This is a genomic window from Streptomyces zhaozhouensis (assembly GCF_900230195.1).
In the GTDB taxonomy this organism is placed as follows: domain Bacteria; phylum Actinomycetota; class Actinomycetes; order Streptomycetales; family Streptomycetaceae; genus Streptomyces; species Streptomyces zhaozhouensis.
The window spans coordinates 100979-122430 of the sequence record NZ_OCNE01000015.1 but is presented as its reverse complement, the minus strand read 5'-3'; the positions used below and the strand labels follow the sequence as shown (position 1 = coordinate 122430).

At 74.2% G+C, this 21452-nt stretch carries 23 protein-coding genes; 4 read left to right on the top strand and 19 right to left on the bottom strand.

Going from position 1 to position 21452, the window contains the following annotated elements:
- Nucleotides 1-77 precede the first annotated feature (77 nt).
- The 7 genes from CRP51_RS20145 to CRP51_RS20115 all read right to left on the bottom strand — a co-directional run bounded on the left by CRP51_RS20145 (nucleotide 78) and on the right by CRP51_RS20115 (nucleotide 7430).
- Entirely contained in the window at nucleotides 78-419 is a 342-nt protein-coding gene (locus CRP51_RS20145) for a hypothetical protein (RefSeq protein ID WP_097232673.1), read from the bottom strand.
- Nucleotides 420-446: 27 nt separating this feature from the next.
- Nucleotides 447-1775 (bottom strand): hypothetical protein, encoded by a 1329-nt coding sequence (locus tag CRP51_RS20140; protein WP_097232672.1) that lies wholly within the window; start codon nucleotides 1773-1775, stop codon nucleotides 447-449.
- Between the two features lie 3 nt (nucleotides 1776-1778).
- On the bottom strand, nucleotides 1779-2162 hold the full coding sequence (locus CRP51_RS20135) for a hypothetical protein (protein WP_097232671.1): 384 nt from the start codon (nucleotides 2160-2162) through the stop codon (nucleotides 1779-1781).
- Nucleotides 2163-2201: 39 nt separating this feature from the next.
- Nucleotides 2202-2516: a hypothetical protein gene (locus CRP51_RS20130; RefSeq protein WP_097232670.1), complete on the bottom strand. Its 315-nt coding sequence runs from the start codon at nucleotides 2514-2516 to the stop codon at nucleotides 2202-2204.
- A gap of 112 nt (nucleotides 2517-2628) precedes the next feature.
- Complete coding sequence (locus CRP51_RS20125; RefSeq protein WP_097232669.1) at nucleotides 2629-2970, bottom strand: WXG100 family type VII secretion target; 342 nt, start codon at nucleotides 2968-2970, stop codon at nucleotides 2629-2631.
- Between the two features lie 200 nt (nucleotides 2971-3170).
- Nucleotides 3171-5864 carry an AfsR/SARP family transcriptional regulator gene (locus CRP51_RS20120; protein WP_097232668.1) on the bottom strand — a complete coding sequence of 898 codons (2694 nt, stop codon included), beginning with the start codon at nucleotides 5862-5864 and terminating at the stop codon, nucleotides 3171-3173.
- Nucleotides 5865-6074: 210 nt separating this feature from the next.
- Nucleotides 6075-7430, bottom strand: a complete 1356-nt coding sequence (locus tag CRP51_RS20115; RefSeq protein WP_097232667.1) for a class I SAM-dependent RNA methyltransferase — start codon at nucleotides 7428-7430, stop codon at nucleotides 6075-6077.
- 261 nt (nucleotides 7431-7691) lie between these two features.
- Here CRP51_RS20115 and CRP51_RS20110 point away from each other — a divergent pair, with 261 nt between their 5' ends.
- Complete coding sequence (locus tag CRP51_RS20110) at nucleotides 7692-8354, top strand: potassium channel family protein (protein ID WP_097232666.1); 663 nt, start codon at nucleotides 7692-7694, stop codon at nucleotides 8352-8354.
- Between the two features lie 31 nt (nucleotides 8355-8385).
- Nucleotides 8386-9048 (top strand): potassium channel family protein, encoded by a 663-nt coding sequence (locus CRP51_RS20105; RefSeq protein WP_097232665.1) that lies wholly within the window; start codon nucleotides 8386-8388, stop codon nucleotides 9046-9048.
- 22 nt (nucleotides 9049-9070) lie between these two features.
- Here the strand turns inward: CRP51_RS20105 and CRP51_RS20100 are convergent, their stop codons facing one another.
- The 7 genes from CRP51_RS20100 to dut form a co-directional block, all read right to left on the bottom strand.
- On the bottom strand, nucleotides 9071-9883 hold the full coding sequence (locus CRP51_RS20100) for a DUF3159 domain-containing protein (protein ID WP_245880694.1): 813 nt from the start codon (nucleotides 9881-9883) through the stop codon (nucleotides 9071-9073).
- Nucleotides 9884-9887: 4 nt separating this feature from the next.
- Nucleotides 9888-10289 carry an OB-fold nucleic acid binding domain-containing protein gene (locus tag CRP51_RS20095; protein ID WP_097232664.1) on the bottom strand — a complete coding sequence of 134 codons (402 nt, stop codon included), beginning with the start codon at nucleotides 10287-10289 and terminating at the stop codon, nucleotides 9888-9890.
- Between the two features lie 29 nt (nucleotides 10290-10318).
- Nucleotides 10319-10999, bottom strand: coding sequence for a response regulator (locus CRP51_RS20090; RefSeq protein WP_097232663.1), 681 nt, complete (start codon nucleotides 10997-10999; stop codon nucleotides 10319-10321).
- Nucleotides 10974-13544, bottom strand: a complete 2571-nt coding sequence (locus tag CRP51_RS20085) for an ATP-binding protein (protein WP_097232662.1) — start codon at nucleotides 13542-13544, stop codon at nucleotides 10974-10976. Before CRP51_RS20085 ends, CRP51_RS20090 begins: the two co-directional genes overlap by 26 nt.
- A 43-nt stretch (nucleotides 13545-13587) precedes the next feature.
- Complete coding sequence (locus tag CRP51_RS20080) at nucleotides 13588-13881, bottom strand: DUF6343 family protein (RefSeq protein ID WP_097232661.1); 294 nt, start codon at nucleotides 13879-13881, stop codon at nucleotides 13588-13590.
- A 146-nt stretch (nucleotides 13882-14027) separates the two neighbouring features.
- Nucleotides 14028-14792 carry a DUF3710 domain-containing protein gene (locus CRP51_RS20075; protein WP_097232660.1) on the bottom strand — a complete coding sequence of 255 codons (765 nt, stop codon included), beginning with the start codon at nucleotides 14790-14792 and terminating at the stop codon, nucleotides 14028-14030.
- Nucleotide 14793: 1 nt separating this feature from the next.
- On the bottom strand, nucleotides 14794-15303 hold the full coding sequence (gene dut / locus CRP51_RS20070) for a dUTP diphosphatase (protein ID WP_097232659.1): 510 nt from the start codon (nucleotides 15301-15303) through the stop codon (nucleotides 14794-14796).
- A 173-nt stretch (nucleotides 15304-15476) separates the two neighbouring features.
- Here dut and CRP51_RS20065 point away from each other — a divergent pair, with 173 nt between their 5' ends.
- On the top strand, nucleotides 15477-15929 hold the full coding sequence (locus tag CRP51_RS20065) for a DUF3093 domain-containing protein (protein WP_097232658.1): 453 nt from the start codon (nucleotides 15477-15479) through the stop codon (nucleotides 15927-15929).
- Nucleotides 15930-15949: 20 nt separating this feature from the next.
- Here the strand turns inward: CRP51_RS20065 and CRP51_RS20060 are convergent, their stop codons facing one another.
- The 3 genes from CRP51_RS20060 to CRP51_RS20050 form a co-directional block, all read right to left on the bottom strand.
- Entirely contained in the window at nucleotides 15950-16249 is a 300-nt protein-coding gene (locus tag CRP51_RS20060; RefSeq protein ID WP_062214304.1) for a DUF4193 domain-containing protein, read from the bottom strand.
- A gap of 308 nt (nucleotides 16250-16557) precedes the next feature.
- Nucleotides 16558-17838, bottom strand: coding sequence for a sensor histidine kinase (locus CRP51_RS20055; RefSeq protein WP_097232657.1), 1281 nt, complete (start codon nucleotides 17836-17838; stop codon nucleotides 16558-16560).
- A 9-nt stretch (nucleotides 17839-17847) separates the two neighbouring features.
- On the bottom strand, nucleotides 17848-18501 hold the full coding sequence (locus CRP51_RS20050) for a response regulator transcription factor (protein ID WP_097232656.1): 654 nt from the start codon (nucleotides 18499-18501) through the stop codon (nucleotides 17848-17850).
- Between the two features lie 332 nt (nucleotides 18502-18833).
- Here CRP51_RS20050 and CRP51_RS28915 point away from each other — a divergent pair, with 332 nt between their 5' ends.
- On the top strand, nucleotides 18834-18995 hold the full coding sequence (locus tag CRP51_RS28915) for a hypothetical protein (RefSeq protein ID WP_170970620.1): 162 nt from the start codon (nucleotides 18834-18836) through the stop codon (nucleotides 18993-18995).
- Nucleotides 18996-19081: 86 nt separating this feature from the next.
- Here CRP51_RS28915 and CRP51_RS20045 read toward each other — a convergent pair whose 3' ends face one another.
- Both CRP51_RS20045 and CRP51_RS20040 read right to left on the bottom strand, forming a co-directional pair.
- A complete protein-coding gene (locus CRP51_RS20045; protein WP_097232718.1) occupies nucleotides 19082-19924 on the bottom strand; it encodes an inositol monophosphatase family protein in 843 nt (280 codons plus the stop codon).
- A 62-nt stretch (nucleotides 19925-19986) separates the two neighbouring features.
- Nucleotides 19987-21114: a ferrochelatase gene (locus tag CRP51_RS20040; RefSeq protein ID WP_097232655.1), complete on the bottom strand. Its 1128-nt coding sequence runs from the start codon at nucleotides 21112-21114 to the stop codon at nucleotides 19987-19989.
- Nucleotides 21115-21452 lie beyond the last annotated feature (338 nt).

The window sequence follows — 21452 nt, the reverse complement described above, 5'->3', positions numbered from 1 at the left end:
CGGGCGCGCCGGACCACCGCGGTACTCACCCGCGCTCACGGTGTGCCGTGGCGGACCGGCCCGCCGCCCCGTGGTGTTCAGATGCCGTCGGCGATCCGCTGGTCCGGCGCGGCGGCGGTCCCGGCGGCGGTGACGGCGGAGTCGCTGGCGGCGTCGATGTCCTCGCCGATGGCCGCCGACTGGTAGCCGGAGGCGCCGATGTCGTCCCGGCCCTCGGCGGCCCGGTTGACGCCGCGCGCCTGGGTGTCCCGGGTGCTGTTGACGGCGTTGACGAAGGTGTCGGCGCCGCCGAAGGAACCGGCGTCGGCGGAGACGGTGCGCAGATAGGCGTGGGCGCCCTCGGCCTCGTCGGAGGCGGCGTAGCTGCCCTGCCCGCCGGCCCGCAGCGACTCCGGCAGATACTCAAGTCCCTCGCTCATGGTGTCCTCCCGTGTCCCGTGGGTGGGCTACTCGCCCAACACGCCTCGCAGGGCCCGCCGTTGTCCCGTCCACACCGAGGGGTCCTCGGTGAGGTCGTCCGCCGTGACGGGCGGCCGCTCCCGTTCCGGCCGGTCCCGCCTGCCGGCGCGCCCGCCGCCGGACGGCGGGGGCGCCAGCCCGTGGCGCGCGGCGGCGTCCCGGCGGGCCGCGGCGAAGGGGGCGCCCGCGCCGGGCGCGGGGCGCGGGGCCGCGCCGGTGGCGCCGGGGCGGGTGCCGGGGCGGTGCGCCGCCGCGCCCGGGGGCGGGGTGAACGGGCGCCCGCCCTGCGCCGCCTCGTGCAGCGCGAACCGGCTGGCGACGTTGGCACGTTGCCCCAGGTGACGCAGCGCCTGCCGGGTCAGCTGTCCCTGCGCCGGGCCCGCCTGACCGATGCTCGGCGGCATGATCCCGCCGTAGAGGCCCGCCAGCGAGGCCGTTCCCGCGCCCGGGCCGAGCACGGCCGGGCCGCCGGCGGTCGGCACGGCGCCGGGGCCGACGTTGAGCCCGGAGAGCCGGGCCGCGTACTCGGTGACCGCGCCGAACGGCTGCCCGGTGACCGGGTCGATCCACCGGCCCGCCGTCGGGTCGAACTCCCGGCCGGTCGCGGGGTCCACCAGGAAACCGGTGGACGGGCTCCGCACCCAGCCGGCGAAGTCGCCGTGCTCCGGCCCCAGCAGCCGCCCGTGCGGGTACTCCCCCGCGCCGACCAGGCCCCCGTTGGCGGCCGGCATCAGCGCGCCGCCGCCGGACTCCGCCAGGCCGCCGCCGCCGAGTGCCCCGCCCCCCGGGGCACTCGGCGCGCCGCCCGCGCCCCCGGCGCCCCCCGGCGCCGGCGGCGCGTCCCCGCCGGTGACCTGCGCGAAGCTGGCGGCGAGCCGGTCGAGGACGCCCTGCGCCTCGGCGACCAGCCGCGCACGTTCCTCGCTCTGCCGCAGGGACGCGTTCACCGCCGCCATGCCCACGTCGGGCCCGGCCGGCGTCTCGGACGCCTCGGCGAACCGCTCCTCCAGCGCCAGCGCCTCCTCGGTGGCGCCGGCCGAGGCGTCGCCCGCCGTCTGGAGCTGGCCGGCGATGGACATCGCCACCGCGCTGGCGCCCGACGCCCAACTGGCCGTCTCCGCCATCCGGTCGGACAGTTCGATCAGCCCGACCCCCGGCTCGGCCGCCGCCGTCTCGGCGGCTCCCGCCAACCGGTCGTTCTCGCCGGTGCCCGCGCCGGCCAGCGCGATCCAGGCGCCGGCCGCCGCGTACATCCGGATGTGGCGGGCGCTGTAGATGTCGCCCACGATCCCGTGGAACCTCTCGTCACTGGTCATCGCTCAGTACGTCTCCCGGAACTGGCCGCCGCCGCCCTCGCCGCTGTTCATCAGTCCGTCGAAGTAGCCGACCGCCTCCTGGGCGCCGGCCAGCCGCTGCCCGGCGGCCGCGTCCGTCTCGTCGGCGATGCCGGCGGCCTCGCCCGCGCTCGCCTGGATGTCGCCGACGGTGAGCCCCGCGGCCTCCAGCTCCGTCAGCATCGTGCGGGCCGCGCTCTCCAGCGCGCCCTCGGCCTCCGCGCCGCCGGGCACGCTCCCGAAGAGGCCCCTCGCGGACGCGATGCCGATGAACTTCTCGCGCATCGCCCCCAGTTCGCCGCTGCCCCCGGCCGCGGACTCGGCGTCCCGCATCGCGTCCGGGTTGAGATCGACATCGCCGTCTGCCATCGCGCCGTGCCCCCTGTTCTCGTCGTCCCGGCGGGCCGGCTAGCGGCCGCCGCCCGCGGCCCTGACCATCGCGGAGCCGCCCTCGTTGCCGATGGACTGCACGTCCCGCATCGCGCGGTTCTGTCCGCTGACGCTGTCGTCGAAGCCGCCGGCCTCACGGCGGAACTGCTCGTCGCGCTCGTTGAGCACGGAGGCGATGGACGCGTCCACCTGCCCCTGCTCGATCAGGGTGGTCAGCTGGGTGTGCACGTCGTCCCAGATCTCCTGGTAACGCTCCTGCTGGCCGGTGGTCGCCGACTGGATGGCGTCCAGGCCCTCGTTGCCGAAACGGATCATGCCGTCGCCGTACCCCATGGCGTGCTCTCCTTCTGGTGCGTTCTTCCGTGACTTCCCGCGTGAGACCGCGGCGCGCGTGACCGGTGGCCCGGCTCCGCCCGCGCTCCGGCCCGGCTCGGCCGGGCCGCCGTCAGATGGCCTGCGCGATCCCCGCGTCGGGGGTGATCCCGGGGGCCGCCACGCCGCCGAGCACCTGCTGGGCCTCCGCGTCGGTCTCGCGACCGGTCGTCGCGGTCAGCCCGAGGTCGCGGGAGAGCCCGTCCAGCGCGGAGGCCAGCGCCTGGCCCGCGCGGCCCAGGTCCTCGTAGGTCTCCATGGCGCGGCCGGTGCCCGAGCCGTTGTAGGCGGTGGAGACGTTGGCGCTGTGGCCGCCGATGCCCGTGGCGACCTCCTCCATGTCGGTGTAGGCCTGCCCGATGATCCCCATCACCCGGTCGACCTCCTCGGGCGAGAGCTTGATCTCGTCGCTCATGGCGTTCCTCCCCGTAGGCACCCGTAGGCACAGTTCGCAGATGTTCGCTGACGTTCACCGCCGCAACGCGCACCCCGGCGCGAAGTGCGGGCGACCGCCCGTCACACCATGGTGGGGCAGCCGACGGCAAATTGCATCAGCAGCTATGTATCAGAACTGTAGCAACGGCAAACTGCGCCCTGCGCAGGGGCTTTGACCGGTCAGCCGATCGTTCGACGAGGCATGGTTCGCACTCGCAAGTGACTGTTCTCGCGACTGTCCAGGTCCTCGATCACGGCCTTGGCGTGCATCTCCTCGACGTGTGCACTCGCTTCCTCCCCGAGCCCGCGCAGCGCCTGCGCCCGCCAGGTCCGCTGCTGCGCCACCACGAACGGGTCAAACGGCTGCTCCGCCGCGTGCGCCATCCCCCGGTCGCTCCAGCGGGCAGCCTCCTCGTACTCGGCGACCTCCAGGTGGAACTCCGTCAGCACCCCGGCCGCCATGGTGCGGTCCCACGGCTGGGTGGCCGCCGCGTAGTTCGCCCACAGCAGCTCCCTGGCGGTCGCGTGATCGCCCAGATAGAGACGGCAGCGCGCCAGGTTGTTGGTCAACGGGGTGCGGACGTCCTCGTGCCCGCCGGCCTCCACCTCCGCCAGCGTCTCCTCGGCCAGCGCGACCGCCTCCGTCAACCGGCCGGCCGAGCCCAGGCAGGAGACCAGGTGCGGCGTCATCGCCAGCGCCTCCTCGGCGCGGCCCAACGCGCGCAGCGCCGCGATCCCCTCGCGCAGCAGCGCGACCCCGCGCGCCCCCTGTCCGCGCTGCCCCCACAGCCTGCCCGCCTGGCCGAGCGCCACCGCCTCGGCGTACCGGTCCCCGCGCCGCCGCGCGACCGTCCGAGCCAGCTCACAGAGCCGCGACTGCGCGCCCCACGCCTGCCGCGTACCGAAGTAGGTCTCCAACGCCCGCACGCTCTCCAGCGCGAAGTCGGACAGCGGCGCGCCCCCCAGCGGCGCCCCCTCGTCGAAGCCGGGCGCCGCCAACTGCCCGGCCAGGGCCAGCACATCGTCCAGCACCTCGTCGGCCCAGGGCAGCGCCTCGTCGACCGAGGTGAACGGGCGCCCTCCGGGGAAGCGTGCGGCACCGTGCCGGTACCGCGTCCGCAGGGTGCGGCTGAGCGCCATCGGCAGGCTCAGCCGGTAGAGCGAGCCGGCGTACCAGTTGGCCAACGCCGCGAGCCTGGCGCGCAGCCAGCTCTCCGGCATCCGCGCCGCGTCCCGGCCCGCTGCGGCCCGCAGCAGGTCGTGCAGCGTGTAGACGCCGGGCCGTGGGCGGTCGACGATCCGCGCGTCGACCAGCCGGTCCAGCGCGTCGCCCGCCTGCCGCGCCGTGACGTCCAGCAGCGCCGCCACCGAGCCCGCCGTCCAGGAGCGGACGGCCGCGGCCCCGAGCGCCGGGAAGAGGGTGGCCGCCAGCCGTTCGTCCGGGGCGCCGCTCCGCGCCAACTGGTCGACGCTCACCGCCAGCACGGCGCGCAGCTCCGGATGGCCGCCGCCCGCCCCGGCCGCCCGGCGCAGCTCCGCGCGCAACGGCCCGAGGAAGTCCGCGACCCGCCGGGGACCGGCCCCGAGCCGGGTCCCCACGATCCGCAGCGCCAGCGGCAACCGGCCGCAGAGCTCCGCCAGTTCCGCCCATTCCCCGGCGTCGCCGCGCGCCGGGCACGCGTCGCCGGCCGCGCGCAGCAGCGCGACCGCCTCGCCCGGCGCGAGCGCCTCAAGGCGCAGCCGCTGCCCGCCGGGCACGCCCGCCAGCCGCGCACGGCCCGTGACCAGCGCGGCCGAGCCACCCCCGGCCGGCAGCAACGGCGCCACCTGCGCGGCGTCCACCGCGTTGTCCAGCAGCAACAGCACGCGGCGCCGGCGCAGTTCGGCGTGGTAGACGGCGCCGGAGCCCTTCTCGTCCGGCATCTCCTTCCCCGGGACGCCCATCGCCGCGAGCAGCAGCAGCCGCGCCTCGGTCACGGCCAGCGGCGCGTTGCGCGGATCGGCGCCACGCAGGTCGACATAGAGCAGACCGTCGGGGAAGCGGTGCCCCAGCTCGCGGGCCACCCGCACCGCCAGTGTCGACTTGCCGACCCCGTCGGGCCCATCGATCAGACAGACGGCGGGGGCGGCGGACGCGTCCGTCAACCAGCGCCGCAGCCGCCCCAGTTCCACGGCGCGCGCCACGAAGGTCCCGGTCCCCTCGGGCAACCCGGGCGTCGCCACCGTGGGCGGCTCGGCGGCGGTGGCCCGTTCGACCAGCCCGGCGAAGGCGGCCAGTTCGTCGCCCCCGGCCTCCGGCGGCAGCGCGTCGACGCGCCACGGGTGGTGCGAGACCGGCACCTCACGCCCCTCGCCTGCCGCCTCGCGCTCCAGCCGCAGCTCCACCTCCGCGCGCAGCCGCAGGGCGCGCGACCACAGCAGGCGCAACCGCCGCCGCTCGCCGTCGCGCAGCGGACAGTCGGGGAGGCCCATCAGCGGGTTTCCCGTCCACAGCGGCAGCACCCCGGTCAACGTGAGCAGCGCCGCCTCCGGCCGCTCGGCCGCCAGCTCCTCGGCCCGCAGCAGGCCCCCGGCGAACCGCCCCAGGTCCGTCGCCTCCGGCGACACGTCCAGCAGATAGCCGCCAGGCACCGTGCGGATCGTTCCCGGCGGCAACACCGCCCGCAGCCGCGCCACCTGCCGCCGCAACCTGCCGACCGCGCCTCCCGGCGGCATCCCGCCCCACAGCCGTGCGGCCAGCTCCCCGGTGCACACCGGCCGCCCCGGCCCCAGCGCGAGCGCCGCCAGCGTGGCACAGGTCAACGGCGCGGTCACCGGCAGCACTTCACCGTCGTCACCGAGTACCCGCACCAGACCGAGCAGGCGGATGTCCACGGATCCCCCCAAGAGCCATGCCACCGACCCGACCGGGCCGACGCACTCATCCCCCGAGCCGTCGCTGTCCGAGGTGAGATCGTCGCACGGCTGCCGGAACCTGAAAAGGGACCGACCGGCCTTCCGCCCGCGGCCGCTGGTCACGTCCCCGTCAGGGGCGGGGGCAACGGCGCGGACCCCCCACCGGCCCCGCCTCGGCCGCCCGCCGGGTCAGGACTCCTTCTTCGCCGGGTGCAGGATCGCCACGCACTCCATGTGATGGGTGACCGGGAAGAGGTCGAACGCGCGCAGGAAGCGCGGGACATAGCCGGCGGCGGCGAAGTGGCGCAGGTCGCGGGCGAGGGCCGCCGGGTCGCAGGCGACGTAGGCGACACGGCGCGGGCCGAGTGCGGCGACCCGCCGCACCACGTCGCCGCCGGCGCCCGCCCGGGGCGGGTCGAGGACGACGAGGTCCGCCTCCGTGATGCCGGTCGCCGGCAGCACCTTGGCCACCGGCCCCTGCTCCACGCGCACCCTCGGGTAACCGGACAGGTTGTGCCGCGCGTCGCGCACCGCGCGCCCGGACGCCTCGATGCCGAGCACCGCGCCCTTCTCGCCCATCCGCTGGGCCAGCGCGCCGGCGAAGAGCCCGGCGCCGCAGTAGAGGTCGAGCGCCGTCTCACCGCGCCGGGGGATCAGGCCGCGCATCACCGCGTCCACCAGCACCTCGGCGGCCTTGGTGTGCCCCTGCCAGAAACCCCCGCCGCTCACCCGCCACGTGTGGTCGTCCGCGCGTTCCCGGACGAACGCCCGCCCGTGCACCCGGTGCACCGTCGGCTCCCCGCCGCGCCCGCGCGTCGGCTCGGCCCGCATCACGGAGACCGGCCGGTCCAACTCGACCAGCGGCAGGCGTCGTTCCGGCCGGGGCGTGAGGACCACGAGCCGGTCGTTCGAACCGGTCGCCGCCGCCACGTCCACCGTCGCCATTCCCGGCCACTCGCGGCGTTCGACGCCCAGCTCGGTGACGCCCTCGGCGGCGATCAGGCAGTGGTCGACCGGCTCCACCTCGTGCGAACGGTGCCGGCGCAGCCCCGCGCGCCCCTCCTCGTCGACCGCGTACTGCACCCGGGTCCGCCAGGCCGGCACCTCACCCGCGGGGACCTTGTCGCCGGGGGCGGGCTCCACCGTGCCGTCCCAACCGGCCTGCTCCGGCGTCAGCCCGGCAAGCTGCGCCAACTGCTCGGTCAGCACCTCCGCCTTCAGCCGGCGCTGCGCGCCCGGCTTGGCGTGCTGCCAGTCGCAGCCACCGCAGCGCCCGGGGCCGGAGAACGGGCAGGGCGCGGGGACCCGGTCGCGGCTCGCCTCCACCACGGTCACCGCGTCGGCGCGCAGATAGCGGGAGTCCTCCCGGCCCTCGGTGACACGGGCGACGACCCGCTCCCCCGGCAGGGTGTGCCGGACGAAGAGCACCCGGCCCTCCTCCGTCCTGGCCACGCAGTGCCCGCCGTGGGCGACCGGGCCGACCTCGACCTCGTACTCCTGGCCGACCAGGGAGGCCGCCTTGCTGGAGGTTGGTTCGGTGGCCATGGTGGTGCGGCTCCAGGGGTCGGGCACTCGGTCGGTGCGCGCGGTATGCGATCGGTGTCGCCGGGGGCGTCGCGCGCGAACCGGCTGGAAGCGGTGCCGCCGAACGGGGTTCGGCGGCGCCGCCGGCAGGCAGTGTTCGGGAAACGCCACAGCGGCCGTCAAGTCTACGGCGGCTCATGGCAGGCTTACGCCCACCGGGCCCCGGCCGCTCGCGGTGAAGGACGCCGCCAGCCGGTAGCGTGGCCAGCGCGAAGGAGACCTATGCACATCGTGATCTTGGGCTGTGGCCGGGTCGGCGCGACCCTGGCGCACGAGCTGGAGGAGCGCGGGCACTCGGTCGCCGTCATCGACAAGGACCCGACGGCCTTCCGCCGCCTGGGCTCCCAGTTCGCCGGCCGCCGCGTCACCGGGCTCGGATTCGACCGGGACACCCTGGTGGAGGCGGGCCTGCCAGAGGCCGGCGCCTTCGCCGCGGTCAGCAGCGGGGACAACTCCAACATCATCGCGGCCCGGGTGGCCCGCGAGGTCTTCGGCGTGCGCCATGTCACCGCCCGCATCTACGACTCGCGCCGGGCCGAGGTCTACGAGCGCTTCGGCATCCCCACGGTGGCCAGCGTCCGCTGGATCACCGACCAGATGGTCCGCCGGCTGCTGCCCTCCGGCGCCGAGCCGCTGTGGCGCGACCCCAGCGGCGAGCTGCTGCTGTCGGAGGTGACGCTCGCGCCGGCGTGGGTCGGGCACCGCGTCAGCCGCTTCCAGGAGGTGACCGGCGTGCGGGTGGCGTTCCTGACGCGGCTGGGCGAGGCGACGCTCCCGACGGCCGGGATGGTCTTCCAGGACGGCGACCTGGTGCACGTGCTGATGTACCGGGACCGGGTCGCCGAGGTGGAGGCGGCCTGCGTGCGCGGGCCGGAGCCCCGATGAGCACCGCCACCGAGCCGAGGGAGAGGCACCGATGAGAGTCGTGATCGCCGGCGCCGGGGCGGTCGGCCGTTCCGTGGCCAACGAGCTGCTGGAGAACGGCCACGAGGTGCTGCTGATCGACAAGGACCCGACCAAGGTCTCCGTGGAACGGGTGCCCTCGGCCGAGTGGCTGCTCGCCGACGCCTGCGAGATCACCAGCCTCGACGAGGCGGCACTGGAACGGTGCCAGGTGGTGATCGCGGCCAGCGGCGACGACAAGGTCAACCTGGTGGTCTCGCTGCTCGCCAAGACGGAGTACGGCGTGCCCCGGGTGGTGGCCAGGGTCAACCATCCGGCCAACGAGTGGCTCTTCAACGACTCCTGGGGCGTCGACGTCGCCGTCTCCACGCCCCGGCTGATGTCGGCGCTGGTCGAGGAGGCCGTGAGCGTCGGGGACCTGGTGCGGCTGCTGAGGTTCAGCCAGGGCGACGCGAACCTGGTGGAGCTGACGCTCCCGGAGGGCGCGGCCCTGGCCGGCACGCGGGTGGGCGAGGTGGCCTGGCCGCAGGAGACCGCGCTGGTCACCATCATCAGGGGCAGCCGGGTCATGGTGCCCGACCCGGACGACGCGCTGGCCCCCGGCGACGAGCTGCTCTTCGTCGCGGCCACCGACCAGGAGGAGGAGCTGGAGCGGCTGCTGACCGCCCGCCCGTGAGCGCCCTCCGCGGAGCGCCCGGTCAGCCCTCGGCTCTGGTCGTGGGCAGGGGGCGCGCCGCCGGCTCCCCCTCCGCGGCGGGGGCGGCGGGGGGCGGCCCCTCGACGGCCGACGGCCCGTCCCCCGTCCGCTCGCCCTTCTCGGCCTCCTCCTTCGCCGCCTCCCTGGCCTCCCACTCGGCGATCACGTCGATCGGCGCGGGAGCCTTCACCAGGATGATCCAGGTGAAGTAGACGGCGGTCAGGAACGGCGGGATGCCCAGGGCGACGCGCAGCCAGCCGAGTTGGGTGGCGTCGCCCCAGAAGTAGATGGGGAAGGTGATCGCCGACTTGGCGAGCAGGATGCCGCCCCAGACATAGCTGGACTTCACGTAGGCGCGCTTGCGGCCCGGGTTCCTCGTGCGCCAGGAGAGGTTCTCCCGGAAGATCGGCCCCAGCAGCAGCCCGAGCAGCGGCCAGCCGACGGCCGCGCTCAGCAGGTAGGCGAAGCTCAGGCAGAGCGTGTAGACCATGCCCGGCAGGTAGAAGTTCTTCGCGTCGCCCGAGATCATCGCGAAGACCGCGCCGAACGCGACGCCGAAGACCCCGCTGAACGCGTGCTTGACGCTGTCCCGCCGCACCAGCCGCGCGACGGCCATCGCCGCGGAGAGGCCGACCGCGCCGATCGCCGCCGGGGTGATCTCCCGGGTGATCGTGAAGATCAGCACGAAGACCAGGCCAGGCACGGTGGTCTCCACCATGCCGCGCACCCCGCCGAAGGCTTCGAAGAAGGCGTCCCTGGTGGCGGCCTCGTCGGGCGTCTGGTCTGCGGTCCCACGCTTGTCAGGTGAGGTCACCCGGCTACTCCTGTCCACGGGCCTGAAGCTGGTATCGGGGATTGAACAGCACCGCTCGACCGTCTGTCACGGCGATCCGCCCTGAGGCGACCATCTCGCGGCCCGGCTCGATCCCGGGTATCGCCCGCCTACCCAGCCACACCACGTTCAACGAGGCGCTCCCGTCGTCCAACCGCGCCTCAAGCGCCGGCATCCCCGCCACGCTGCGCTCCCGCACGGCGCGCAGCGTGCCGGTCACGCGCACCACGGGACGAGCGGCGGCCGTCCCGGCGCAGTCGCCGATCCGGGTGCAGGGCACGGCGGCCGGATCGGCCGCCAGGTCCTCGCCCGGCTCCCCCGCCTCGGGGCGCCCCAGCAGGCGCCACAGACGCCCGCCGCGCTTTCCCGCGCGGCCTTCCGCACTCATGCCATCAGCGTAGCGTGGCGGTCCGACACTCACGGCTCGAAGCGGTAACCCATGCCCGCCTCGGTGACCAGGTGGCGCGGGTGCGCCGGGTCGGCCTCCAGCTTGCGGCGCAGCTGCGCCATGTAGACCCGCAGGTAGTTGGTCTCCGTCAGATGGGTCGGCCCCCAGACCTCAAGCAGCAGTTGCCTGTGGCTGACGAGCTTGCCGCTGTTGCGGATCAGCACCTCCAGCAGATGCCACTCGGTGGGCGTCAGCCGCACGTCGTGCCCGTCCCGCTGGACCTTCTTGGCGGCCAGGTCGACCGTGAAGCCCCCGGTCTCCACCACCGGCTCCTGCTCGACGGCCACCGGGTCGAGCCTGCGGACCGCCGCCCGCAGCCTGGCCAGCAGCTCGTCCATCCCGAACGGCTTGGTGACGAAGTCGTCGGCGCCGGCGTCCAGCGCCTTGACCTTCTCGTCCGAGGTCTGCCGCGCGGAGAGCACGATGATCGGCGTCCGCGTCCAGCCCCTGACCCGGGTGATCACCTGCACCCCGTCCATGTCGGGCAGCCCCAGGTCGAGGATGATCACGTCCGGATGGCTCGCCGCGGCGACCCGCAGCGCGGTCGAACCGTCGGCGGCCGTGTCCACCTGGTAGCCGCGCGCCTTGAGGTTGATCACCAACGCGCGGAGAATCTGCGGCTCGTCATCGACCACGAGCACCCGGTGCATGGGCTGTCGTTCCTTCCGGTTCGGCCGCCGCGACGCTCGCGGTCGGCAGGGTGAGCACCATCGTCAGCCCGCCGCCGGGGGTGTCCTCGGCGTCCAGCGTGCCGTGCATGGCCTCGGTGAATCCGCGGGCGACGGCCAGGCCCAGGCCGACCCCGTTGCCCCTGGGGGTGTCCCCGTGCCGCTGGAACGGCTCGAAGATCCGCCCCTTGTGGCTGGCGGGGACGCCGGGGCCCCGGTCGACCACACGCAGCTCGACCCGCTCGCCCAGCGTGCTGGCCAGCACCATCACCCGCTGGTCCTCGGGGCTGTACTTGACGGCGTTCTCCACCACGTTGGCCACCGCCCGTTCCAGCAGCCCGGGGTCGGCCGCGACGAACGGCAGCGACTCGGGGATGTCCAGCACCACGCTCTCCTCGGCGATGCCGCCGAGCGCGCCGGGCACCACCTCGTCCAGGTCTATCTCCCGGATCAGCGGCTCGACCGTGCCGGTCTGGAGCCGCGACATGTCCAGCAGGTTCCCCACCAGCTGGTCCAGCCGGTCGGCGCCCTCCTCGATGCTCTCCAGCAGGTCCGCCTCGTCCTCGGGCGACCAGGCCACGTCGTCGGAGCGCAGGGAGGAGACGCTGGCCTTGATCGCGGCCAGCGGGGTACGCAGGTCGTGCGAGACGGCCGCCAGCAGCGCGGTGCGGATGCGGTTGCCCTCGGCCAGCTTGTGCGCGCGGACCGCCTCCTCCTTCAGTCGCTGCCGGTCCAGGGTCGCGGCGGCCTGGGCGGCGAACGCGGCCAGCATCCGCCGGTCCTCGGCCGGCAGCACCCGGCCGGTCAGCGCCAGCATCGTGTGGTCCCCGACCGGCACGTCCACGTCCGCGTCGGACGGCACCCGAGGCGGGCAGACGTCGTCCCGGGCCGCGACGGAGCCGACACACGCCCAGCTGCGGTCCTCACTGTCCTGCTGGAGCAGCGCGGCCGCGTCCATCCCGAACGTCTCCCTGGCCCGCTCCAGCAGCGCCGCCAGCGTGTCCTCCCCGCGCAGCACGCTGCCGGCCAGCACGGTCAACGTCTCCGACTCGGCCCGCAGCCTGGCCGCCTGCTGGGTGCGGCGCGCCGAGCGGTCCACCACGGTGGCCACCGAGGTCGCTATGGCGAAGAAGACCACGATGGCGACGATGCTGTGCCCCTCGGCGATGGTCCACTGCCGCACCGGATTGGCGAAGAAGTAGTTCAACAGCAGCGAGCCGACTGCCGCCGAGACCAGCCCCGGCAGAAAGCCGCCGGTCAGCGCCGCCAGCACCGTGAACGACAGGCACAGCAGCACGTCGCTCGAGAACTCGGCACCCGGCTCCGGCGCGTCCAGCACCACCGCCAGCAGCGCCGGGCCCCCGAGCCCCAGCAGCCAGCCGCTGAGCACCCGGGCGCGGCCGAGCCGCGCGCCGTGCGCCGCCGGCAGCCCCCGCCCCTTGGCCACCTCGTCGTGGGTGACCAGGTGCACGTCGAGATCCGGCCCCGCCTCCCTGGCGACCGTCGCGCCCACCCCGGGCCCGAAGACGTACTGCCAGGACTTGCGGCGGCTGGAGCCCAGCACGATCTGGTTGGCGTTGGCGGCCCTGGCGAAGTCCAGCAGGGCCGTCGGCACGTCCTCGCCGATCACGTGGTGGAAGGTGCCGCCCAGCTGCGCGACCAGCGTGCGCTGGGAGGCCAGCACCCGCGGCGAGGCGGAGCTGAGCCGGCCGGAGCGCGAGACGTAGACGGCGAGGATCTCCGCGCCCGAACTCTTCGCCGCCATCCGGGCCGCGCGCCGCAGCAGGGTGCTCCCCTCGGGACCGCCGGTGAGCCCGACCACGATCCGCTCCCGCGCGTGCCAGGTGGACCGTATGCCGTGCTCGGTGCGGTAGCGGCGCAGGTAGTCGTCGACCCGGTCGGCGGTCCACAGCAGCGCCAGCTCGCGCAGCGCCGTGAGGTTGCCCGGCCGGAAGTAGTGGGAGAGCGCGGCGTCGATCTTGTCGGGGGCGTAGATGTTGCCGTGCGCCAGCCGGCGGCGCAGCGCCTCGGGGGTGATGTCGACGAGCTCGATCTGGCCGGCGCTGCGCACCACCTCGTCCGGGACGGTCTCCCGCTGCTCGACGCCGGTGATGGACTCCACCACGTCGCTGAGTGAGGCCAGGTCCTGGATGTTGACGGTGGAGATCACGTCGATGCCGGCGGCCAGCAGCTCCTCGATGTCCTCCCAGCGCTTCTCGTGGCGGGCGCCGGGGGCGTTGGTGTGGGCCAGCTCGTCGACCAGCGCCACGGCGGGGCGGCGGCGCAGCACGGCCTCGGTGTCCATCTCGCCGGCCGCGCCGTCGACCTGGCCCAGCGACAGCGGCGGCACCCGCTCAAGGCCCTCCAGCAGCGCCGCCGTGCGCGGCCTGCCGTGGTGCTCGACCACACCGATCACCAGGTCGGTGCCGCGTTCGGCCCGCCGATGGGCCTCGGAGAGCATGGCGAAGGTCTTGCCCACCCCCGGGGCCGCTCCGAGATAGATCCGTAGTTCACCGCGGCGTGCCATGGCCCCATTGTCGTCGCTTCCGGGGGCCCTCGGTCCCCTCGCGTCAGCGGGAGGCGGAACGGGACGCGGAACGGGCGGCGGAGCGCCGGCGGCGTATCACCACCACGAGATCGATCAGGGCGACCACGGCGAGCACCGCGCAGATCAGGGTCGCCACCCGCAGCGGGTCAGGGCCGATCGCGTCGCCCTGCTCCGCGCGCCCCCACCAGACGCCGAAGACGATCGCGCCGGCCACGAAGAGCGGCGCGAAGACGGCCGACAGCAGCAGTCGCAGCCGCAGCGCGCTCAGCGCCGTGATGGGCTCGGTACCGGTGCGGGCGTGCCGTGCTCTGCTCATGGGCGGGCCTCCAGACGGGGACCGCGCCCGGGTACCCGCCCCGCGCCGCCGCCACACCGGCGGGCGGCACGGCCGCGCGGGAGCCCCGGGGAAACGCCGCGGCGCGACCCCCTGAACGCACGTTCGGGGGCCGCGCCGGAGGGTTCTCAGCGGACCTCGGAGATCTCCGGGCCGCGCCGCAGCTTGTCGAGACCGCCGGCGAACCGCGAGACCGGGGCCTCGTCGCCCGCGGCGGCCTGCTCCTTCTTCACACCGTCCGGCACCATCTGCGCGTCGTCCGGCAGCTTGAGGACGATCGGGTCCCTGGGGGCCATCGGCCCTTCGCCGCGGACCACGACGGTGTCCTGGAAGATCTGCTCCAGCAGCCCGGCGGTCTTCGGCTGCACCGCGCCCTGCCCGGAGATCACGCCGCGCAGGAACCAGCGGGGGCCGTCCACGCCGACGAAGCGCACCACCTGGGTGCCCTGCTTTCCGTCGGGCAGCTTGACGGGCACCCGGGCCCGCAGCTCCCAGCCCAGCGGGCCCTCGATCTCCTCGATGACCCCGCCCTGCCCGGTGATGCCCGCGCCGATCTCCTCGCGGACCTCGGCCCAGATGCCCTCGCGCCGGGGCGCGGCGAACGCCTGGAGCTGCACCGCGCTGTCCTTGAGCACCACCGTGGCGGCGACGATGGCGTCCCCGGCGACCTCGACCCGCAGCTCCATGCCCTGGACGCCGGGAACGAAGAGACCGCCGAGGTCCACCCGGCCCTCGGCCGGCTTGGAGACCTCGCTCAGGTCCCAGGGCCCGTCGGGGCGGGGGGCGGGCTCCAGCCGTACGCGGCGCACCTCTTCCTCGTCCGGAGTCTCGTCGGCGGTCGCCTCGACCGCTTCCTCGGGCTTTGCGTCTCGCTTGCGACGACGTCCGAACACGTCACTGTCCTTTCCGGTCGGCGGCCCCGCCGGGACCGACCGCAGCATAGGAGTCACCGGTGTCGGCGTGCCCGCCCGTGGAGCCGAAACCCCCGGTGGACCGCGCCGATCCCGGCAGCTCCGCGACCTCGTGGAACCGCACCGTCTCCACCCGCTGGACGACAAGCTGGCCGATGCGGTCGAACCGCTGGAACCGCACACTCTCCCGCGGGTCCAGATTGATCAGGTTGACCTTGATCTCCCCACGGTACCCGGCGTCGATCGTGCCGGGAGCGTTCACCATCGAAACCCCGCAGCGGGCGGCGAGCCCGGAACGGGGGTGTACGAACGCCGCGTACCCGTCGGGCAGGGCCAGGGAAACCCCCGTGGGCACCATCGCCCGCTCCCCGGGGGCGAGGACGAGGTCCTCGGTGGTGACCAGGTCGTACCCCGCGTCCCCGGGACGCGCCCTGGCGGGCACCGGCACCTCGGGGTCGAGTCTGCGCAGCAGCACGTCGACCGGGCGGCTCATCGCGCCACCTCCCGACGTGGCCGCGGCGACAGGGCCGCGCGGCGGGGGACGACGGGGGAAGGGACGGGCCCGGGGCCTCGTCCGCTGGGCCTCGAAAGGGTCAGGACCGCACTCACGATGCAGACCCTACCGCCGCCGGCCGGGCCGGGAGGCGAGCCTGCGATGCTTGGGCCATGAAGGCGTATGACGAGCGACTGACGGTCCCGGCGACCTGGTGGCTGATGGCCCTGGCGGGAGTGCTGCTGCTGGGCGTGACGATGGTGCCGCTGGGCCCGGTGGCGCTGCTGACCGGGATGGCCGCCGGGGGGGCGCTGGTCGGCATGGCCCTGAGCGCGTACGGCGGTACCCGGATCCGTGTGACGGCCGGCTCGCTCGTCGCCGGGGACGCCCGCGTCCCGCTGGGGGCGCTGGGCGAGGCCCGGGCGCTCGACGCCGACGAGGCGCGCGCGTGGCGCACCCATCGTGCGGATGCCCGGGCTCATATGGTGCTGCGGGCCTACATCCCCACGGCGGTCCGGGTCGAGGTGACCGATCCGGGGGACCCCACTCCCTATCTCTATCTCTCGACCCGGCGACCTGAACGTCTCGCCGCCGCGTTGACCGCCGCCCGCCCGGACGCGGGATAACCGCCGGTCCGGGCGGGGACTCAGGCCGCGCAGTCCCGGCAGATCGGCTGGCCGTCCTTCTCGTCGGCCAGCTGGGACCTGTGGTGCACCAGGAAGCAGCTCATGCAGGTGAACTCGTCCGCCTGCCGGGGCAGCACCCTGACCGACAGCTCCTCGTTGGAAAGGTCGGCGCCGGGCAGTTCGAGGCCCTCCGCCTGCTCGAACTCGTCGACGTCGACGGTCGAGGCGGACTTGTCGTTCCGCCGGGCCTTCAGCTCCTCGATGCTGTCCTCGTTGACATCGTCATCGGTCTTGCGTGGAGTGTCGTAGTCGGTTGCCATTTCGGTCTCCCCCTCCGGGTGTCTGTGATGTTCTCAGCGCACGTAACGCGCGAGGGGTCGGGATTTGTGCCCGACCCGAGGCCGAGATTTTGCCTCACATCAAGTGCTGTTACTCAATCGACACCCAACCGAACGCCTGAAGAGGTGATCATTACGGCTGCCGATCGGGCCGTGAACCGGCCAAAAGGCCCGTCCCGGCCGGTGCCCGCGCCGCTAGCGCGGCGCGCGTATGCGATTGATCACATCCCCTTCTTTCCCGTCTCAGGCCCTCGTCAGACCGCTGTTCGGACCGGACGTCGGCCCGGACCTCAGACCGGAATCGACACCCGCATCACGAGCCCGCCGCCCTCGCGCGGGACGGCCTGCACATAGCCGCCGTGCGCGCGGGCCACGGACCGCACGATGGACAGGCCGAGACCGACGCCCTTGTCGCTTCCGGTGCGCTCGGTGCGTAGCCGCCGAAAAGGCTCAAACATGCTGTCGATCTCGTAGGCGGGCACCACCGGCCCCGTATTCTCCACCACGAGCACCGCCTGCCCCGACCTGGCCTCCGTGTCGACACGCACCCAGCCGTCGGCAGGCTGGTTGTAGCGGATCGCGTTCTGCACGAGGTTGAGGGCGATGCGCTCCAGGAGGACCCCGTTGCCCTGGACCCAGAGCTGTTCGCGGCTGCCGCCCAGCGCCACCCCCCGGGACTGCGCCTCGCCCCGGCTCTGCTCGACGGCCCGGCCGGCGACCTCCGCGAGGTCGACGGGCTTGTGGTCGATGATCTCGTTCTCGCTGCGGGCGAGCAGCAGCAGGCCCTCGACCAGCTCCTCGCTGCGCTGGTTGGTGGCCAGCAGGGTCTTCCCCAGCTGGGCCAGCTCGGGGGACGCCTCGGGGTCGGAGAGCTGCACCTCAAGCAGCGTGCGGTTGATCGCCAGCGGGGTGCGCAGCTCGTGCGAGGCGTTGGCGACGAAGCGCTGCTGGGCGGTGAAGGCGCGGTCCAGCCGGTCCAGCATCTCGTCGAAGGTGTCGGCCAGCTCCTTGAACTCGTCGTCCGGGCCGTCCAGCTCGATCCTGCGGTGCAGGTCGGAGCCGGCCACCTGGCGGGCGGTGCGGGTGATCCTGCCCAGCGGGGAGAGCACCCGACCGGCCATCACATAGCCGAAGGCGAAGGCGGCGACCGCCAGCCCCAGCAGGGCCAGCAGCGAGTTGCTCAGCAGCTGGTCCAGGGCCATGGACCGCTGCACGTCCGCGCAGTTGTCCAGCCAGCGCTCGAACGCGTCGTCGCTGACCTGCCCGCTGATCTCCGGGCAGACGTCCGAGGTGATGCTGACCTCGGTGCGGGTGACGAACTTGAACGGCGGCTGGCTCCCGTCGCTCAGCGCACGGGCCGCGAGCAGGTAGATGATCGCGAGCAGCACCACGCCGGCGACCAGGAACATCCCGCCGTAGAGCAGGGTCAGCCTGATGCGGATGGTCGGCCGGAACCAGCTGCGGTGCTGCTCCCCGTCGCCCGGGTCCCACTGCGGCTTGGGCGGCGCGGCCACCCGGGACGCGGGGCGCGGGGCGGGCGGCGTGGAGGGCTTCGGTGGGAAGGAGGCCATGGGCGCGCCTCAGATCCGGTAGCCCGCGCCGGGCACGGTCGTGATCACCGGCGGGTCGCCCAGCTTGCGGCGGAGCGTCATCACCGTCACCCGCACGACGTTGGTGAACGGGTCCGTGTTCTCGTCCCAGGCCTTCTCCAGGAGCTGCTCGGCGGAGACCACGGCCCCCTCCCCGCGCATCAGCACCTCCAGCACGGCGAACTCCTTGGGCGCCAGCTGGACCGGACGCCCGCCCCGGAAGACCTCGCGGCGGTTGGGGTCGAGCGTGATCCCGGCACGCTCCAGGACGGGCGGCAGGGCGGCCGTGGCGCGCCGGCCGAGCGCCCGGACGCGGGCGATCAGCTCGGTGAAGGCGAAGGGCTTCGGCAGATAGTCGTCGGCGCCGATCTCCAGGCCCTCGACCCGGTCGCTGACGTCGCCGGAGGCGGTCAGCATCAGCACCCGCGTCGGATAGCCGGCCGCCACCACGTGCCGGCAGACGTCGTCCCCGTGGACCAGCGGCAGGTCGCGGTCGAGCACGATCACGTCGTACTCGTTGAGATCGACGCGCTCCAGGGCCGCCTCGCCGTCGTACACCACGTCCACGGCCATGGCCTGCCGGCGCAGGCCGGTGGCCACCGCGTCCGCGAGCAACCGCTCGTCCTCCACGACGAGTACGCGCACGTCCGTCCCTCTCTCTACTCCCGTCGGACCCTCCCCGAGCGTCCGACCACCCACGGCCCCGCCGACCGCGCGTCACCATCCTGCCCGCAACCCGCGTAAGCCGGTGGTAAACGGCATGTCCTCGGGTGACGGGGCGGTCGCCGAGGAGATTCGCGCGAAGCGAGAGGTTTTGCCGCCTCGCGGGCCGGGGACGTAGCCCTCGCACACCCCGTGACCACCCCCGCCAAGGCGGCAAGCCACCCCCCTGCGCTGCCGACCGGCTCGGGTCCGCCGTGGTCGCACCCACCCCCGGCACCTCCCCGGTGCCGCCTAGAGAGACGAGGGGGCGCACCTTGGACGCGTTCACCGCTGACCTTCTTCAGCGCATCGAGAACACCCGGTCCGATCTGCACCGCGCTCGTGAAGCAGGCGACCTGTTCACCATGGACGTTGAGCAGGCCGAGTTGGACGATCTGCGCCGACTGGCGCAGGAGCACGGCGTCCAGGTCGCCTGACCGACCGACGGACGCCGACCGACCAGTCCCGGTGGGGCGGTGGGGAGTGACTCCCCGCCGCCCCACCACGTATGTGCGCGCCCGCCTCAGTCGTGCCAGGCGCCCCACTCGTCGAGCAGCGGCTGGAGCGCGGCGAAGACCCCGGGGCCGGCCGCCACGGTGAGGTCGCCGTCGGGCCGCCCGCCGACCCGGCCGCCGGTCAGCGCGCCCGCCTCGCGGGCGATCAGGTCCCCCGCGGCGAGGTCCCAGGGCTGCAGGCCGCGTTCGTAGTACCCGTCCAGCCGGCCGCCCGCCAGGTCGGCCAGGTCGACGGCCGCCGAGCCCGAGCGGCGGATGTCCCGCACCCTCGGGATCAGCCGCTGGGCGAGCGCGGCCTGCGCGGTGCGGACCGTGGTCACGTAGTTGAAGCCCGTGGCGATCAGCGCCTGGTCCAACGGAGGGCTCGGGCGCACCGTCATCGGGTGCGACAGACCGCCGGCGGGGGTGCGGTGGGCGCCGCCGCCGAGGGTCGCGTGGTAGGTCTCGCCCCTCATCGGCGCCTCGACGACGGCGGCGACGGCCCGGCCGTCCACCTCGGCGGCGATGGAGACGGCCCACTGGGGCAGGCCGTAGAGGTAGTTGACGGTGCCGTCCAGCGGGTCGACGACCCAGCGCACGCCGCTGGTGCCCGGCCGTTCGCCGCCCTCCTCGCCGAGCAGCCCGTCCTCCGGGCGGCGTTCGGCGAGGAAGTCGGCGATGAGCCGTTCGGCGGCGATGTCCATCTCGGTGACGACGTCGATCGGGCTGGACTTGGTCGCCGCCACGCCGAGGTCGGCGGGGCGGCCGTCGCGCAGCAGGACGCCGGCCCTGCCGGCCGCCTCGGCGGCCACCTCCAGCAGCTCGGCGACCAGCGCGGGTTCCGGCGGCGCCGGCGCGGGGGGCTGGGACACGGGGCGTTCGGACACGGGTGCTCCTTGGGCGGGCGATCGGGAAGGGGCCGGCGGCCCCGCGGTCAGACGAAGGGGCTGTCGGCGCCGGCCGCCGCCGGCTTGTCCACCCGGCCGGCACAGCAGCCGACCGGGCACAGGTCGTGGCTGGCGCCGAACGCGCCCAGCGCGGGGCGCTCGGGGCGCTGGCCGCGCTCCGCTGCGGCGCGCTCCACGACCAGCTCGCGCAGCGCCGCGACGAAGCGCGGGTGGGCGCCGACCGTGGGGGCCCGGACGGCGAGCAGGCCCAACTCCTCGGCGGTGGCGAGCGCCTCGGTGTCGAGGTCGTAGCGGACCTCCATGTGGTCGGAGACGAAGCCGACCGGGACGAGGACCACCGCCCCCACACCCTCGGCCGCCAACTCCCGCAGCCGGTCGTTGACGTCGGGCTCCAGCCAGGGGATGCGGGGGGAGCCGCTGCGGGACTGGTAGACCAGCTCCCACGCGCGCTCCACCCCGGTGGCCTCGGCGACGCGTTCGGCCACCACCCGGGCGGCCTCCATGTGCTGGGCGACATAGGCGCCGCCGGGGCCGTGCCCGGGGGGCGGCCCGGAGACGTCGGCGGCCGAGTCGGGGATCGAGTGGGTGCTGAAGACCAGCCGTGCGCCGGCGCGCGCGTCGCTCGGCAGGCGCTCCAGCGACTCCCGCACGCCCTCGGCGACGGTTTCCAGAAAGCCGGGGTGGTTGTAGTACAGCCGGAGCTTGTCCACCCGGGGCACCTCAAGGCCCTCCTCCCGGAGGGTGAGCAGCGCCTCCGCGAGGTCCTCGCGGTACTGGCGGCAGCCGGAGTAGGAGGCGTACGCGCTGGTCACCAGCGCGAGCACCCGGCGCCTGCCGTCGGCGACCATCTGCCTGAGGGTGTCGGTCAGATAGGGCGCCCAGTTGCGGTTGCCCCAGTAGACCGGCAGGTCGATGTCGTGGGCGGCCAGCTCGTCGCCGAGGGCGGCCAGCAGGGTCCTGTTCTGCTCGTTGATCGGGCTGACGCCGCCGAACAGGTGATAGTGGGCGCCGACCTCGGCCAGCCGCTCGCGGGGGATGCCCCGGCCGCGCGTGACGTTCTCCAGGAACGGCAGGACGTCGTCTGGCCCCTCCGGACCTCCGAAGGAGAGCAGGAGCAGGGCGTCGTAGGGCTGGGCAGCGTGCACACCTTCCATGCCCGCGATCCTGCCACCATCCGACCGGCCGCCGGCGGCGCCCCCGCGCCACCGTCGCGCCCGCGCCCGGAGGGTGACGATCCGTGCCGTTCGTCACCCTCCGGACCAGTCTTTACCTTTGCTTCCCCCGTTCGACTCAAATCTCACACTGTTCACACCAGACCCACGGATACGGTCAACGAACGAGGCGGAAAGTCCTGATTTCGAGGCATCCAGGGGACTTGCCACCGGAAGCCCCGCCCGGGCGGCGCCTCAACTCCCCCACCGGCCGCGCAGTTCGACAGCGTGGCACCCCACCCCGGTGGCCCCAATGGAGTAGTGTGACCACACGTGGCCCT